The sequence below is a fragment of the Alicyclobacillus dauci genome, from assembly GCF_026651605.1.
Taxonomy (GTDB): domain Bacteria; phylum Bacillota; class Bacilli; order Alicyclobacillales; family Alicyclobacillaceae; genus Alicyclobacillus; species Alicyclobacillus dauci.
Genome location: NZ_CP104064.1, coordinates 3,792,504 through 3,809,578, shown reverse-complemented (window position 1 = coordinate 3,809,578; position 17,075 = coordinate 3,792,504). Strand labels below are relative to the sequence as shown.

Sequence of the window (17,075 nt, the reverse complement as noted above, 5' to 3'; positions counted from 1 at the left end):
ATAGACTCATATAATCGATGATGTTACCAATATTGTTATCAATATTGTTGAACAATTAAGTTCTCTGTTTTGTATAACCTTTTGTGATATTCACGAAGAGGGGCGAAAAAATGTACGAAGGATTACTTGAAGGGGCTTACGATTTACACGTACACACCGGTCCCGATGTGATGAACCGAAAACTTGACGACATGGACATGGCCGAGCGGATTCAAGCCGTTGGGATGAAGGGGTATGGCATTAAATCACATTATTTTTGTACAGCAGAGCGGGCGAAGTTGGTCAAGAAGATGTATCCGAAGGTCAATGCTATCGGTGCAATCGCTTTAAACAATTCGGTAGGCGGACTGAATCCGCTTGCAGTAGAGATGGCGGCTCGTGACGGTGCCAAGATTGTTTGGATGCCCACGTTCGATGCAACAAATGAACAAGAGCACTTTAAGTCAGGTAAACATGACAAGCTTCCGTACTGGGCGACATTACAGATGGAACTAATTGAGAAAGGTAAAACCCAGTCTAGCATTGGCATCTTGGAAAACGGGTCCTTAAAATCGAGCGTGTTGGACATTTTGGACATCATTGCGGATTATAATTTGATTCTTGCGACTGGTCACTTAGGCAAAGATGAGATTTTTGCTATCACCAAGGAAGCTGTCAAACGGAATGTAAAGAAAATTGTCATAACACACCCTGATTTTCCGTCAATCCGACTGACAAAGGTGGAACAGAAGCAGTTGGCAGAGTTGGGGGCGTACATGGAACATTGTTTTACGACGCCGTATTCGAACAAAACAACGTGGGAAGCAGTTTATGAAGAAATTCGGTACGTCGGCCCAGCCCATTGCATCCTGTCAACGGATCTGGGACAGCCTACCGGACCTTATCCCGATGAAGGGCTTTTAACATTTGCTCAAAACTTGTTGGAGAACGGATTTTCTAGAGATGAAGTTCATCAGATGACTGACGAAAATACGACATTTTTAGCTGAAGGTTAAGAGATATTTCTCGGGGAGTGAAACTATCGTGATCGACAAAAATGTAAACCTTTTAGTAGTAAGTGCACATGCTGCCGACTTTGTTTGGCGGTCGGGTGGGACGATTGCTAAATACATTATGCACGGCGCTAATGTGTCATTGGTTATTCTCAGTTACGGAGCACGCGGCGAGTCGAATGACCTTTGGAACGTGGAAGGGCAAACGCTAGATAATGTGAAGACGATTCGCCGGTCCGAAATCGAAAAGGCGGCCGAGTGTTTAGGTGTCTCTAACTTCGAGATTTGGGACTACGAAGACTACCATATGATGATCAATCGGGATCGAATGGATCAAATGGTGAAGAAAATTCGTGAAGTGAGACCTCATCATATCGTGACGCATGGACCGAAAGACGCGTTTAATCCGGATCATGAAATGGTTTCGAAATTTGTTTTTGATGCAAGTGTTCTATCGACATCAAATGGTGTGAGGTTTGACGGATATCCAACTGCCAAACAAGCTCGGATATTTGGGTTTGAGCCGCATCAGTCTGAAATCAGCGACTTTAAACCGGAAGTGATTATTGACATCACGGAGAGTTACGAACGTAAGGCAGCTGCAATGAATTGTTTCAAGGCGCAACAGCACTTGATCGACTACTACGGTGCTAAGGCGAGTTTGAGAGGGAATCACGCGCGCCGTGTGTCTGGGGAAAAGCAATATAAGTATGCTGAGGCATTTTCTCGTTTCTTTCCATACGTCGGTGGTGAATTCGTATGACGCAGAAATATGTTGTTCGTCATATCGCCCGACCTGAGGCCTCTGTTGTAGAGGAATTCTCCAAGTTAGACGTTTCAACTGTATATGAGGCGCAGGGGAAAGTTGGACTCCTTGGTCCAGACTTAAAGCCAATTATCGATGATGTCATGATTTGTGGACCAGCCGTGACAGCCGTCTGTTACGCTGGCGACAACCTAATGATTCATGCGGCAATTGAAGTTTGTCAGCCTGGCGACATACTTGTCGTGACGACGCTGGGTGATAGCGTTGCAGGGATGATAGGAGAGCTTATTGTCAGCGCACTCATCAGACGGGGAGTCAAGGGACTCATCATAGATGCCGGCATCAGAGATGTAACGCGTATTCGAGAACTAGGGTTTCCGGTATGGTCAAAAGCAGTCTATTCTCAAGGAACAACGAAGTCGCGTGGCGGGTGGGTGAATTCGCCAGCCGTGTGTTCCGGGCAAACGGTGAATCCTGGCGACCTGATTATGGCCGATTCCGATGGTGTTGTCGTCGTTCGTCGCGAGGATCTTTCCTTTGCGTTAGACGCATCAAAGAAAAGAGTAGCAAAAGAGGAAGTCACCAAAAGTAAAATTGCCGCAGGTGAATTGAGTTTGGATTTTTATGGCCTGCGTCCTGTCCTGGACCAGGAAGGTGTCGTGTACTTTGATACCTATGACGATGTGAAGTAGTAGGTGTTGTGTGCAGGGGCAGCATCTGTCCCTGCCTCATTCTAAATAGCTCTTAAAACAGTTTACGGTTGTTGGACACCACTGTCTGATAGGTCATTTCTGGAGGCGAATTGAGGGGGAGCCATATATGGCGGTGAATCAAGTAGAATTTTCAAATGTTTCAAATCGGTTAGATAGACTTCCAATTTCGGGAATCCATAAGCTTGCACTGATTGTGGTTTCATTTGCCTACTTTTTTGAGTTTGCGGACACGAATACATTTTCCGTTGTCGCTCCAAAATTACTGAAGACGTGGCACTTATCTATTCAGACAATAGGCAATATTACTTCTATCTCGTTTTTGGGTATGTTCATCGGTGCTGTGATAGGTGGTTGGATTGCTGACAAACTAGGAAGAAAACGCGCTCTGTCCGCAACGATTATTTTCTTCTCCCTGTTTTCGCTGCTGAATGCGTTTTCTTGGAATGCCGCATCATTGGGGACATTTCGATTCTTAACTGGTGTTGGGCTAGCGGCTATGACCATTGTAGCAAACACATACATCAGTGAGATGTTTCCATCTCATTCTCGAGGTAAGTATCAGGCTTTAGCAATCGTTATCGGTATATGTGGCACACCAATTACATCTTGGATTGCTCGTTTGCTTGTCCCGGCTGGGACATGGGGATGGCGCCTCGTTTTTGTCTGGGGTGCACTTGGTATCTTGTGTTTAGTGCTGAACAGAAAAATGATTGAGTCTCCACGTTGGTATGAGAGCCGGAAGAACTACACGATGGCAAACAAAGTTATGTCCGACATAGAGAGTTTAGTTACAGAGGAAAAAGGACCGCTGCCAGAACCCAAGCAAGCAAATATGGAAGCCCAAGCTCCTAAAATGCGCTTGGCACAACTGCTACGGGGAAGATACTTAGGCATTACCATACTACTGACGGTGTTATGGGTTGCCGAAACAATCGGATTCTTTGGTTATTCTAGTTGGGCACCGACACTTCTTGTAAAGCATGGCATCACAGTAGGCAAATCACTCACGTACGTGTCACTCAGTACGCTCGGTGCACCGTTTGGTTCCTACATCGCTGCATTGATCGCAGACCGCATCGACCGGAAGTGGACACTGGTTTTCTCCGCAGTCATCATTGCGTTGAGCGGGTTGTTGTACGGACTTACGTTCCAACCGCTGCTGATCGTTGTGTTTGGTCTTTCGGTTAACGTATTTGAAAGGGTCTTCACTGCAGTCGCCTACGCATACACACCCGAGCTATATCCTACAGAAGCGCGTGGGGTGGGAACTGGTATCCCCTATGGGATCGGTCGACTTTCCAATATTTTTGGTCCGCTGATTATTAGTGCACTGTTCGTCCAAAGTGGCTATAGAAGCGTGTTCTTCTTCATCGCTGCAACTTGGTTGATCGGAGCCATTGTCGTTTCCTTGTTTGGACCGAGGACGAAAAAGCGTTCCTTGGACGATGTCAGTACAGGCGTTTTGAGTCTGAACTCCGAGGGCGTATAAACAGGAGACACCCCACTTGCTAGGCAAGTGGGGGTTTGTGTGAGCTGGAATATATCAATATACAAGACAAATATAAAAATTGTCTGTATCAGGAGAAGGGGAAACGGAACAGTGAAAATTAGTTCAAAGCTTGTAACAGCCTTCGCGGGGATCTTATTACTTCCAAGCATTGCGATTGCTGGGTTCGCGTACAACAGTGCACGATCCGGCGTGAATACCCAAATGTTAAATACGGCCACGTCGAATGTGAACCTTTTGAACTCACAAATCGATTCATACATCAGTACGCATGAGGAAGATGTCGACACGCTGACGTCCCAAGTGGATAAAAGTAATAACGATCCGGCGACGATACAGGATCTTCTCGATGCATTTCAATCTAAGCACCCTGAACTGGAAGGGAGCTGGATTGTTCCCATGGCGGGTGGATATTTTCATGCCCCGCACATGAAAATGCCCAAAAACTTCAATCCGAAAGTTCGTCCATGGTACATCGCTGCAAAAAACACACCTGGGCATCCGATTGTTACAGCTCCGTACAGTTCTGCAGTCGTTAGCGGCACCGAAGTTGTTGCGTTGGCGGAAATGTCGCCCGACGGAAAATATATCATCGGTACGAATCTCAGTCTAGAATCACTTGCGTCTATTGCAAAACACGTGAAAATAGGCCAATCGGGATATGCCGTGCTGGCGGACAATCAAAAGCATTACATTGTTGACCCCAGCCATAAAGCTGGTTCACCTGTCGGGAATGCACACGAATGGGCTGTCATTTACAGTCAAGCAAGCGGAGATGTCAAGTATACGCTAAACGGTCAATCGAATCAGTCCGTGTTTGAAACAAATAAGCTCACGGGCTGGAAAGTCATCGGTACCATGGACTTGCGTGACGAAGCGACGGCATCAGCTCCAATTCTGCATGAAACTATCATTGTCCTGGTGATCGCGCTGCTTCTCGGCGCCCTTTGCGTCTTCTTTGTCATTCGTAGCATTATTACACCGCTGAAGTCACTGGTCCGGTCAGCAAAAACGATAGGCGATGGTAACTTGACCGAGGAGATTCTCATAAAGAACAAGGATGAATTTGGCCAACTTGGTAACAGTTTTAATCAAATGCGGGAATCGATTCGTGGAGTGCTGGTTGACGTCAGCCAGACTTCAGAACAAGTAGCAGCTTCTGCTGAGGAATTAATGGCAAGCTCTGAGCAGAGTGGCAAAGCGGCACAGAATATTTCTGAAATTATCCAAGTTGTCGCAAACGGCTCAGAGCGCCAGGCAGCCCGCGTTGACGAAAGTAACGTTGTTGTACGTGAAATGTCTGGAGGAATTCAGCAGATTGCGGTAAGTGCACAGCGCGTTACAGAAAACTCATCGGATGCAACTGCAGTGGCTGATGAAGGACAAGTTTCTATTGAATCTGTGGTTACCCACATGGACCATATTCATAACACCGTAACGGGATTAGCAGAATCTGTTCAAAAACTGGGTGAGCGGTCCCAGCAAATCGGAAATATTGTAAACGTGATTACGGATATTGCTTCCCAAACCAATTTGCTTTCTTTGAATGCATCAATAGAAGCTGCGAGAGCTGGGGAGCAAGGGAGAGGGTTCGCGGTGGTCGCAAACGAAATTCGTAAACTCGCCGAACAATCGGCTTCTTCGGCTCAGGGTATCGCAGAATTAGTTACGTCCATTCAGATGGACACCAATGAAGCTGTCAAGGCAACATCCAGTACCTCTGAGGCAGTTGTTCAAGGCTTGAATGCCGTTCAATTTGCGGGTAAGTCCTTTACCAAGATTCATGGTACTGTGACCGCTGTTGCCGACCAAATTCAAGAGGTTTCCGCGGCTGTTGAACAAATGTCGGCAAGCAGCGAAGAAGTATCACGTTCCATGAGTGCCATTTATGAAGTGACGCAAGAGACTGCTGCAGGGACGCAGAACGTGTCGGCTGCAACAGAAGAACAACTTGCTTCAATGGAAGAAATCACTGCATCTGCAACGGAATTGGCCCGCATGGCCGAGGAACTGCAGCATATGATTCAACGCTTTACGGTTTAATTGTCAGGCTCAAGGCTGTCTCAATCATTCTTTGGGACAGCCTTTTTCATCTTTTCACTACCAGTCAGCATGATGAAGAACAGTTGCGATCACTTCGGTCTGTCTTTTACCTTTTTCACTTGATAAGGTTCCAGGCAGGCCGCATGCTGTTACATAATTCCGATAACAAGGAATCCTCTTCTGACCTAACCACGTACAGGCATCATCCCTGGTAACTTCGTCTCCGATACACGATGCTCGAGCCGGTTGAGTTGGGTTTGTAGTATCAAATGCCCTGATTGAGCTTGTGCTATTCGATCACCTAATTTTTTCCCCACCCTAAAGTCTGTTTCTAAAGCTTACATGGTTGTTTATAGTGCCCTCAGGCTTGGACTGACGGCGAGCAAATGGCCGAATCTAACCCATCCACTCATAAACCAATGATAGTCCAGTGATTCCCGTCCAATACGATCACGATGCAAAATACGTAGGCTCTTTGCGCTCAAGGACAGATGTCGCGTTCGTGAGAGGATTTGAGGAATACAATAACCTGTCAAAAAAAATAGACGGTGTAAAGGGGTGACCCTGTCCCGGTGAGCCAGAAGGTGGAGATCATCAATGGACCCCGTAGGTAGAGTGGAGTTGAGTGTATGAGCCATACGGTCATTCGTAGCAAAATGAGAAAGACACGACTTCTCATGGATGATCCGATTATTTCTCGCCATGTACCTGAAACGGACTGGTTTAGTGCCACTAGCCTTCATCGGATGCTGCGGAAATATTCCACTGTGTATATCAAACCAGACATAGGTAGAAAGGGAAATGGGGTTATCCGGGTAAGAAAGATAAACGACTCGGAAAGTGAGATTTCGTATAGGCAGACGTCAGTGAGGTGCGCCACGAAGAACGTCGTTTCGCAGTTACAAAAGATACAAAATTCCGAAAGACAATATATTATTCAACGCGGTATTGATTTGGCAACTTATCATAGTCGTCCGTTTGACGTGCGTGTTGTGCTTCAAAAACCTCTGAATCGGTGGCATTTGTCCTGGGTGAGTGCCAAAGTCGCCCCCCACAAAGATGCCGTTGTCACCAATGTCGCTAAAGGTGCTCAAGACGTCACGATTACCAAGACGCTGCGGAAACTTGACCAGCGTCTAAATGTGTATCGGGTTCTTCAGGAATTGATAGACGTGTCGTACCAAACTGCACAGATACTGGGAGCCAAGTTCCCGCTTAAGATTGTCGGTTTAGATATGGCGATCGACAAGAGGGGAAAAATCTGGTTTATCGAGGCGAATACCAAACCGGATTTTAGGGGGTTAAGAAGTCTCGACCCGAAACAGTACAAACGGTATATAACGGCCAAAAGGTTAATCCGATAAGGGTAGTCATTCGTCTTCGAGAAAGCCCATGTTCGAAGCAATTGCTGGTTACTCAGATGGTTTTATCGAGCAAGGAGGACATATCAATGACATCATCCTCATCCTTGACGTCGCCGACTGTTGGAGTTGTTTTAGGTGTCAGCGCCCCTGTCACGAGCGGCGTTGAAGAACTTGCTAAAGCAAACAAGAAGGCGAGGACGAAACTCTATTTCTTTTCCACAAGAGGTGTCGATTATGACCGTAAAGTCATAAGGGGAATGTGGTTCAACGATGCCAAAAAGCGTTGGGAAAAGAGAACGTTTCCCTTCCCGCATGTGTTATATGTTCGCGGCGGTTCCGGGAAAAGTGTCCAAAGATTGATTGAAAAATTTGATGATATGGGGATCAAGCGAATTAATCCCATCGTGGCATTTAATAAGTCGGATTTGTATTACAAGCTCAGTCAAGATAAGAGCGTACGAAAGTATTTGCCCTATACCAAGAACCTTGATCTGAATGACATCAGTGAGTTAAGAGCAATTTTACGAAAGCGAAAAACAGTTTATATCAAAGCTTGTCGCGGACGGCGAGGGCTTCAAGTTGTTCGGGTATCTCGAGTATCTCCGGGGAGATATCAATACAGCTATTCCATTCTCGGAAGATTAGTTCGAAGAGAGGTACGTAGCTACACTCGTTTACAAAGAGCGTTGAAATCTTTCTTCGGTAGTCGGGAAGTAATCGTTCAGCAGGCCATCGACCTACTCACAGTCAATGGCTCGTGTCTGGTAGATTTTCGTGCGGAATTACAAAGAAACCGGAATGGAAATCTTACAGTCGTCGCGATTCCGATTCGAGTGGGCAAGAAAAGCTCTCCGATTACCACCCATGGTACTGCATACCGATTTAACGATTACCTAAGTAAGCTGTTACCAAACTGCTCCAGTAAACAAATTCGTGAGACACGGAATGAAATCGATCATTTCCTGAGGACCGTATACCGAAGTGTGGAGAAAGTGTATGGGAGATTTGGCGAGATCGGAATAGATTTTGCGGTGGATAAAAACCGGAACATATGGCTCATAGAGTGCAACGCTCAATCAGCAAAAGTGTCTATTAGACGATGCTACAGTCAAAAAACCGTTCACCGGATTTATCGAAATCCTTTGGAATATGCAAAGACGCTGGTTTAGATCCGTGCGCATCGTGATGAACATAGAGCACAACACGCGTGATTGCGGGGAAAGGATACTGAGAGTGGGGGTAACGGTTATGCAGGCAAAGTACATTACAAATTTAGATAAGATCCAGAACTTAACTGACGACGAACGAGAGACATTAAAGCATGTCGCTGACAAGTTTGTCTTTCGTGTAAATGACTATTATTTGAATCTAATAGATTGGTCTAATCCTGACGATCCGATCCGGAAACTGGTCATACCGAATTCAAGTGAACTGCAAGAATACGGCCGTTGGGATGCTTCTGATGAAGATACAAATTATGTCGTCAAAGGCTGTCAACACAAATATAAAACAACAGCTTTGTTGCTTGTTTCAGAGGTATGCGGTGCCTATTGCCGGTTTTGTTTTCGAAAGCGGCTGTTCCGATCGGATGTCAAGGAGGCCATGTCAGACGTTCGCGAGGGTCTCGACTACATTGCACGGCATCCGGAAATTAACAATGTGCTGCTAACGGGTGGGGATCCGTTTGTGTTGGCAACTAACAAGCTGCGTCTGATCATTGAAGAACTGAGATCGATAAAACATGTCAAGATCATCCGTATTGGATCAAAGATGCCGGTTTTCAACCCCATGAGAATTTATGAAGATGATGAACTGCTTGACTTGATTCGTGAAAACTCCACGGCTGAGAATCGTATTTATGTTATGGTGCACGTCAATCACCCAAGAGAAATTACACACGAAGCAAAATTGTGTTTTAAAGCACTATACGACGCGGGTGCCACTTTGGTAAACCAAACACCGGTTTTGAAAGGGATCAATGACGATCCGGCAGTACTTGGTGAATTGTTAGACGAATTGTCATGGACAGGAGTCACACCCTATTATTTCTTTGTAAACCGGCCGGTTGCCGGAAACAGTGGGTTTGTTCTCACGTTAGAAGAGGTGTACCGAATTGTTGAGGAGGCAAAAGCCTTGACATCCGGTTTAGGCAAGCGCGTCAAACTTTGTATGAGTCACACTTCGGGTAAGATTGAGATCCTGGCAATTCACGATGGAAAAGCTTATCTGAAATATCACCAGTCACGGGATGGGGACTACGGGAAACTAATGATCCTGGACTGTCCGAGTCATGCTACTTGGTTTGACGATTTACCGGGGAACGAGCGGTATTGGACGAAACCTGCTAAAAAACTTGAAGATATCATATCTGTCAATGAAATGCCTGTTGTACCAGTGAAAAAGGGCAAATTAACCCGTGGCTGATCATCGAGTAAATCAGCAAGTAAAGGGTTAATGAAGGAAGAGTAGGGTATACTCTCACTGGATTACAACCCATAGAGGACATCACCCTACTTTCCATTCCCGTCAATCACCGGAATATTTCATCTAAGAGGGGGAAGGCTGTTCACTGTATTCGGTGATGTGAGGTGAACATATGTGGTTTTGGATTCTCCTAATCTTGTGGTCACTTGTGCCGGTGTGGCGACAATACAGGATTCATTCGCAACGGATTCGGGCAATTCGACAGATGGAGCGTAAGCGGGGAACACGAGTGATTACATTGATTCATCGCCAGGAGACGATCAGCTTTCTCGGAATTCCCCTTCGAAACTACATTTCCATTGAGGACTCTGAGCAAATTCTCCGTGCCATTCGGTTGACACCTGATTCGATGCCAATAGACCTCGTTGTACATACACCTGGCGGTCTCGTGCTCGCGTCGGAACAAATCGCACACGCACTCGGCCGTCACCCATCAAAAGTCACTGTATTTGTTCCACATTATGCTATGTCGGGTGGAACAATGATTGCATTGTCGGCGGCTGAAATCGTCATCGACGAAAATGCGGTGTTGGGCCCGGTTGACCCGCAACTCGGACGTTACCCAGCGGCGTCTCTTCTTGAGGTGGTGGCTCAGAAACCGGTTGAGCATGTCAAAGATGAAACCCTTGTCTTGGTCGATATGGCACGCAAGGCGTTAAGGCAGGTGGAAGCATTTTTGACCGAGTTACTCGAAAGTAAGATGGAGATGGCTGAAGCAAAAGATTTGGCACGTGCGTTATCCTCGGGACTCTGGACACACGATTATCCGATCACGGTCGAAAAATTGAAAGACTTGCGCCTCCCAATTAAAGTGGGACTTCCACGTGAGGTCTACGCGTTGATGGAATTGTATCCCCAACCTTCGCAACGGCGGCCCAGCGTACAGTATATTTCCACGCCGTACGACGGGGATGGTGATACGAATCGTCGATCCCATCGGGATTGATAGACTTGGTTGGGAAACTGTCACGAGTGACTCCGTTGGTCCGTCTAAATGATAAAACGGAAAATCGTGAAAAGAAGGTTAAATTGTGAGCCGGTATATTCTATCCAGTGCGATCGCGATGGTCATCACGCTTGGTACTGCCTCGACGGTGTCTACCCAGGCGACGACAGCCAAGTCTACACAGCAGGCATCGATCATGGTAAATAATCAGGTATTTGCAAAGGGCGTTCCCGCATTCGTGAAGCATGGTACGGTCTGGATGCCCATCGACACGGTGATTCGGGCCATCAGGGCAATGAGCGATGATGTTACATATGATGGAAAGACGCTTCTGATTAATAACTTGGCGCTTCAAACGGAGTCTCTAAAGCCACAGAATCCTGGGACCATTGACATCGCGGATGGTGGATTTGTGGAGGATCATGTTCCGGTTGAGATCGTCAAATCGGGAACGTCGGACGTAACGTACGTGCCTGTATGGTATGTCATGCACACGATGACCCAGGGTTCTTCTGGGGCATATGCATCATGGAAAAATGGGCGGCTTACGCTTGAAGATCACGCGCTGGGTGTCCCGAGTAGTGATGAAATCGATCGCGTCATGGCAAGTGCCGTGGAATCCAGTGCGAAAGGTGCGACAGGTGAGCACTTTGTGTTGACTGGAAAGCCCGTGAGCGTCACTGCGCCCAACGGGGACACCGTGACAGCTGCGATTGGATCACGAAGTCCATCGGCAGATGGATATGGGCAAGTGGTTTTCTTCTTTCACAATCGTCAATTTGTCGGTCTGGACTCGAATGATGAGAAGACGTCTATCCGCTCTGTGAAACCTGCCGGCGATGGTGGAATGAGCTTTAATGTTACATATGCAAATTACGCATGGAGCGATCCGCTGTACAGCCCCTCTCTTCCCCTCGTCACGGTGACATTTGCCTGGGATGGCACTCGGTTTTCGCCAATTGGCAAGGCATCCATTCCCAGTGGCGCGACGAATGGTCTCCGGGTGCACGTGAATCCCACGCTATCGTCTGCGAATGTGGGTGTTCCATCCGCTCCGAAGGACGCGAAGCAAGCCATTGAAACTGCGTTGCCAAAAGGCGCGACACTCGTCAATCGGCCCGGCACCGACTCCCCTTATCTCTCTGTCGATCTCGACGGAAACGGCCACTACGACTACGCCGCTGCATACTCGGATGGTTCCACACGACAAACTGGGGTCATGGTGGTTGACCAGGAAAATGGTAAATGGAGTGTGTTGCTAAACCGACTTACCGATGGGACAGAACTGAGAGAATTTAACGCGGGTGCCATGACCGGAGATGGAACGGATAGTATTGCTATTCAGTCGTACGTTGGGGACGGAGCAAATGACGTGACGTATTGAACGTCAACGGAACGATAAAACCTGTTTTACACCTCGCGGGGACGGCGGATATCGGTGATTTTAATGAGGATGGGACGATGGAAGTAGCCAATTGGATTCACGACACGGGGCCACTTGAAACGATTCAATTGTATGCGTGGAACGCGTCTAAACAGGATTACGAAAAGGCGAACAGCGACGACTTCCCAGGTTATTTCAGGGGTGCGCCGTACAATTATGACCGAGGAATGGATGAGGGCAAGGGCGCCTCTTCCACACCGCAGAATATGTTGGACTACGCATGGGCGTCAACCTACTTAAATATGGGAGACTACGGCAAGGCTGTGTCGTTCGCATCCATCGGGATGAAGTTCCCATCTGATTACTATCCAGGCAAGCAAGTTTGGTCGTCCATTGAGAAAACTGCTTCCGCAAGTCAGGAGGTACAAGAGGCGTATTTTCATCTCTCTGTGCAACTGAGGAGAGCGGTGGATGGGATAGTCAAGAAATACAGCAACTTCTACAATCCAGTGCCTCACTCGATCCCACTGGTTTCGAAGGGATCGGGCGGGATTGTTCACGTCCGCGTCATTGGCACGTTTGACAGTACGGAAGCGGGCCACTATATCAGGGCGACGGAGCTTTCCTTCGCAGTGGATGGACGTGGATTGGTGGCGGGATCGCTCGTTGCGAAGGATGCGTTTGGCAACACAGTTTGGAAAGGATAACCGGTCAGTTCCCTCCTTGACGACAAATTGAGACAATGTTCGACAAGTTCCGATTGCAGGAATGACAGTGGTCTTATATAATGACAGCACAGAAAATTCTTTCATACGACAAATAGAAAAAGGCAAAGCTAGAGAAATCTAGTGACGCAAAGCTATAGGGGCAGCTTTTGCAACTGCGAAGATACCAGCCAGTTACCTGAGCGTTTTGCAGATTTCTGAGCCCATGTGGGACACGGGATTCAGGGCATAGTAAAAGGGCTTCACCCCAACTTGGAGAAGGTTTTTAGTACCAATCCAAAAACCACCAAGGACGGTGAAGTCTCTATGTATGTTCGTCAGTCGTCGCTGTTTTCCTTCGAAGAACTACTCAATATGGAACCGCGCAAGCATATTGAATTGCTCTTCTCGGCTCTTGACCTTCGTCCGTACGCGGAAAAGTTGCGTAGTTCATCACCCCAGGGTGCCAAACCCATTCACCGAGAAGCGATTCTTCGCGCACTCTTGGCCTCACCATTGCTGGGTATTTCGACGTTTACGAAGTTATATGAGCGCTTGGACAGCGACATCCGGTTCCGGTTCCAGTGTGGCTTCCGTATGGATGAACCCGTTCCTTCCATTGCGACGATTAGTCGCGTATTTAGTACACTCACGCGACTGAATCTTGCTGAGACGCTGTTTAATGACTTAGTAGACGAGTGTCGCAAGGAAGGAATCATCGATGGGAGTCACCTTGCAATCGACAGTGCGGGTATCCACTGCTATGAACGCAAGCTACCGAAACTCGTGAGTCAGTTAAATGGGAATGCAGACTGGGGAGCAAAGGCCGATTCCTTTGGGAATAAGTTGACCTGGTTCGGATACAAAATTCATCTGGCGGTCGATACACACAGCGAATTGCCGATTGCCCTTCAGGTGACACCTGCGCATGTATACGACGGGGAGATGGCGATTCCCCTCATGGAACAAATCGCCGCTCGGAGCTGGAAGTTTCAGTTTGTTATGATGGATGCCGGGTATGACCAAGTGAAGAATTACGAAGTGTCGCGTTCGTTCGGTGCACAGGCTATTATCCCGCTTAATCGCCGAGGTGAAAAGGAGCCACCCGCCGGTATGTCAGCCAATGGGACACCAAAATGCTCAATGGGATTCGAGATGGCCTACTGGGGCGCGGAGACAGACCGATTAAAGTTCCGTTGTCCGCATGTGATGGGGAAAGTAGATTGCCCGCTTGGCGCGGCATGGTGCTCGGAGTCGAATTACGGGATGGTCACTAAGGTAAAAATTGCGGATGGTGCCCGTCGATACAGTAATCCGCATCGTGGTTCACGAAAGTGGACGCTGCTTTACAATGAACGGACCGCTGTGGAACGATGCAATTCTCGTCTGAAAGACTATCTAACGGCGGATGCTGTACATGTTGGTGGACTCGAAAAAGTGACAACACACGTGTATTTGAATGCCATTGTACTACTAGCTGGTGCGCTGGCAGCAAACAAAGCAAATCGTTTAGAACAGACCGCTTAACTCAACTGAACGAAAACAGCTATCTCGTGTAAGAACCCTAGCAGTAAGCACCCTGAACGAATCGTTCATACATATTATGGATGTTAAAGTATTATCCTGTCGGATAGTTTCTTTTTTCGCCGTAGCCTTCAAATCAATTCTGCAAAACGCTCACCTAATAAATGTAACGGGCGACTTATGTTTATCATAGGTCTTTTTTTTGTTGCCTTTTTCCCTGTCGATATAAAGGAAAGGAGCAGTTTCAGGTCGGGCGTGTCCGCCATGTAGGTACCCGTAATATACATGAGTGCGGCATCGTTTCCATGACGCAGAGTAATTATTTAATTCATCCACTAATTCTTTTGCCAATTTTGCTTTATAAGGTTGAAGGAGTCCAACTGATGACTAAGACAAGATTCAGAAACAGCCTGCTGGCAAAAATACTGTCTATCTGCCTAATGTGTATTCTGGTTCCGATGCTGGTGAATCTATTTTATACAAGCTATTCGGCGTCCCGTGCGTTGCAAACTGAAGCCGGTAACTCGTTATCAAGACTCGCACAAGAAAAGGCGAAACAGGTGGACTCTGTTTTTAATATGCAGTTTGATATGTCCAATGCCATGGTCAACGAGTTGTTTACGGTTGACTTTTTCAAACAACTCGCTGCGACTAATCAAGTCGATCACGCTAAACTAAACGAACTTTCTCGGTACTTACAAAAGCGAGTACCCAATGCGAACGGATTATACGAGAACATGTTCTTTTCCTATCATGGCAAAGTGTTCGCGGACGGGATCGGAGGCAAATCAGTAGGTCACGTGTTCGACAAAAAATCGGAAGCCTACTATTATGAGGAACTTCAGCATCCTGGTGTACATACAAGCAATTACATGTATTCTCCGGTCTCAGGAAGACCAGTTATTGCTGTGGCGAATTCGATTATGGACAACTCTGGAAAGAAGGTTCTTTCCGTCTCTGTTATTGCTGTCGATATCAGCAAGTTAACACAGAGCGTAGTTCAGGGAACGTCAGGCCAAAACGTCGGTACAATGATTCTCGATCCGTCAGGACTGGTTGTTGCATCGGATAAAAGCGGTCAGACACTCAAGCTGAACTTTAGTAAACAAACAGGCGATGTTAAAGCGTTCTACGACAAAATGATGGGACAACCATCTGGAATCGGCTATTTTACCATTGATGGGGTAAAAAACATTGCCTCTACCGTGAAAATGGCATAAAAAAGTTCCCGTGATCTCCTCCAGTTCACTGTTGGTGATTTCAGGAAGCTGGTTGAACTGTGACTGTCAAACCAAGTTTCTCCAACGAATGCAAGTGACGACGAATAACTCGTTCTCGGTTCCTCTCCTCGTGGTACGTTGGCCCAAGGTCCTCGTATTCCGTCTGATTAACCAGCATGTGGTATATGATGATTAACATGTAGTGACCGACCGCCACGGCTGCTCTCTTGGATCCTCGGCGCGCAGCAATCCGATGATACCTAGCGGACAGATAGGTGTTCTTCGTTCTGGCGGCACCACGAGCGGCTTCGATTAACGCTTCTCGTAACCAAGGATCTCCCTTGCGGGTCTTGCCACTTCGTCGTTTACCCGCACTTTCATTGTTGCCCGGACACATCCCCGCCCAGGACGCCAAGTGGTGCGCACTTGGAAACCGGCTCATGTCGGTACCAATCTCCGCCAGTATGAGTTCCGCCGTCCGCTTGCCAATTCCAGGTATCGTCTGGATTCGCCGGAGATCTTCGTCAATAGGGCGCATCCGCTGCTCGATTTCAGCACTCACTTCCTCGATCAACTCATCAAGGTGATCGATGTGCCGAAGCTGGACAGCAAGCATCATCTGTTGATGCGGACGCACAACCCCATGCAATGCACGTTTCAGTTCTGCGGTCTTGTTGCGTAGGCGCCCCTTCACGAGCTCCTTGAGCCGTGATTCATCAATTTGGCCACCAATGAGTTCAGTGAGGATGGCTCGACCCGATACACCAACCACATCACTTGCCACCGATGCCAACTTGATATTTGCTCCTTCAAGGACTTTCTGGAGGCGGTTGACTTCATTGGCACGTTCCCGGATGAGAGACTTTCGGTACCGGACGAGTTCCCGCAGTTCACGCTGATTTCGGTCAGGGATATAGCTCCCCTTGAGCAGACCATGGCGTAGCAGGTCCGCTATCCACTCAGCGTCCCGGACATCCGTCTTTCGGCCAGGAACCTGTTTGATATGCTGGGCATTAACGACCAACGCTTCGAGATCCTTGTCTTCGAGAAGGTTGAAGATCGGCTTCCAAAAGACACCCGTACTTTCCATCGCCACATGCGTGCATCCGTGACCGAGAATCCACTCTATTAGGGACTCCAGGTCATCGGTCATCGTTCCGAACGTCTGAACCTCCTTAGTCTCCGGTGTGATAACACATCCAACGACCTTCTTCTTGTGGACATCCAGTCCGCAGCATCGCTCGTGTACAACCTGCATAATGCTGCCACTCCCCACTGAAAGAAGTACAGCCACGTGGCGACCGATGCGATAGGAATTCTACCGTACGTGCTTCCCGACAGCGGGAGCGACAAATCGTGGTGCTCCAGGTCGCCAACTCCGTCTTATGCACGGACTCGTAGTACCAGGGGGCGACGAGCTCCGTGTGG

General features: G+C 47.7%; 14 protein-coding genes and 1 riboswitch. Of the genes, 13 read left to right on the top strand and 1 reads right to left on the bottom strand.

Annotation, left to right across the window (positions count from 1 at the left end; genetic code table 11):
- Positions 1-110: 110 nt before the first annotated feature.
- The 13 genes from NZD86_RS19175 (at position 111) to NZD86_RS19115 (ending at position 15,647) form a co-directional block, all read left to right on the top strand.
- A complete protein-coding gene (locus NZD86_RS19175; protein ID WP_268043661.1) occupies positions 111-995 on the top strand; it encodes a DUF6282 family protein in 885 nt (294 codons plus the stop codon).
- Between the two features lie 28 nt (positions 996-1,023).
- Complete coding sequence (locus tag NZD86_RS19170; RefSeq protein ID WP_268043660.1) at positions 1,024-1,755, top strand: PIG-L deacetylase family protein; 732 nt, start codon at positions 1,024-1,026, stop codon at positions 1,753-1,755.
- Positions 1,752-2,450: a 4-carboxy-4-hydroxy-2-oxoadipate aldolase/oxaloacetate decarboxylase gene (locus NZD86_RS19165; protein WP_268043659.1), complete on the top strand. Its 699-nt coding sequence runs from the start codon at positions 1,752-1,754 to the stop codon at positions 2,448-2,450. Before NZD86_RS19170 ends, NZD86_RS19165 begins: the two co-directional genes overlap by 4 nt.
- 127 nt (positions 2,451-2,577) lie before the next feature.
- Positions 2,578-3,960, top strand: coding sequence for an MFS transporter (locus NZD86_RS19160; protein WP_268043658.1), 1,383 nt, complete (start codon positions 2,578-2,580; stop codon positions 3,958-3,960).
- A 111-nt stretch (positions 3,961-4,071) separates the two neighbouring features.
- Entirely contained in the window at positions 4,072-6,021 is a 1,950-nt protein-coding gene (locus NZD86_RS19155; RefSeq protein ID WP_268043657.1) for a methyl-accepting chemotaxis protein, read from the top strand.
- Positions 6,022-6,677: 656 nt separating this feature from the next.
- Positions 6,678-7,385 (top strand): YheC/YheD family protein, encoded by a 708-nt coding sequence (locus NZD86_RS19150; protein WP_407655186.1) that lies wholly within the window; start codon positions 6,678-6,680, stop codon positions 7,383-7,385.
- Positions 7,386-7,471: 86 nt separating this feature from the next.
- Positions 7,472-8,554, top strand: coding sequence for a YheC/YheD family endospore coat-associated protein (locus tag NZD86_RS19145; protein ID WP_268043655.1), 1,083 nt, complete (start codon positions 7,472-7,474; stop codon positions 8,552-8,554).
- Between the two features lie 79 nt (positions 8,555-8,633).
- Positions 8,634-9,809: a KamA family radical SAM protein gene (locus NZD86_RS19140; protein WP_268043654.1), complete on the top strand. Its 1,176-nt coding sequence runs from the start codon at positions 8,634-8,636 to the stop codon at positions 9,807-9,809.
- A gap of 172 nt (positions 9,810-9,981) precedes the next feature.
- Complete coding sequence (locus NZD86_RS19135; protein WP_268043652.1) at positions 9,982-10,815, top strand: SDH family Clp fold serine proteinase; 834 nt, start codon at positions 9,982-9,984, stop codon at positions 10,813-10,815.
- 85 nt (positions 10,816-10,900) lie between these two features.
- Positions 10,901-12,199, top strand: coding sequence for an LppP/LprE family lipoprotein (locus NZD86_RS19130; RefSeq protein ID WP_268043651.1), 1,299 nt, complete (start codon positions 10,901-10,903; stop codon positions 12,197-12,199).
- On the top strand, positions 12,196-12,906 hold the full coding sequence (locus tag NZD86_RS19125; RefSeq protein ID WP_268043650.1) for a hypothetical protein: 711 nt from the start codon (positions 12,196-12,198) through the stop codon (positions 12,904-12,906). Before NZD86_RS19130 ends, NZD86_RS19125 begins: the two co-directional genes overlap by 4 nt.
- Positions 12,907-13,017: 111 nt before the next feature.
- A riboswitch (cyclic di-GMP riboswitch) is annotated at positions 13,018-13,106 on the top strand.
- A 124-nt stretch (positions 13,107-13,230) separates the two neighbouring features.
- The gene (locus NZD86_RS19120) at positions 13,231-14,430 is read left to right on the top strand and encodes a transposase (RefSeq protein WP_268046948.1); all 1,200 of its coding nucleotides are present in this window, start codon (positions 13,231-13,233) and stop codon (positions 14,428-14,430) included.
- A gap of 380 nt (positions 14,431-14,810) precedes the next feature.
- The gene (locus NZD86_RS19115; RefSeq protein ID WP_268043648.1) at positions 14,811-15,647 is read left to right on the top strand and encodes a cache domain-containing protein; all 837 of its coding nucleotides are present in this window, start codon (positions 14,811-14,813) and stop codon (positions 15,645-15,647) included.
- 40 nt (positions 15,648-15,687) lie between these two features.
- Here the strand turns inward: NZD86_RS19115 and NZD86_RS19110 are convergent, their stop codons facing one another.
- A complete protein-coding gene (locus NZD86_RS19110) occupies positions 15,688-16,905 on the bottom strand; it encodes an IS110 family RNA-guided transposase (RefSeq protein ID WP_268043647.1) in 1,218 nt (405 codons plus the stop codon).
- Positions 16,906-17,075: the final 170 nt, after the last annotated feature.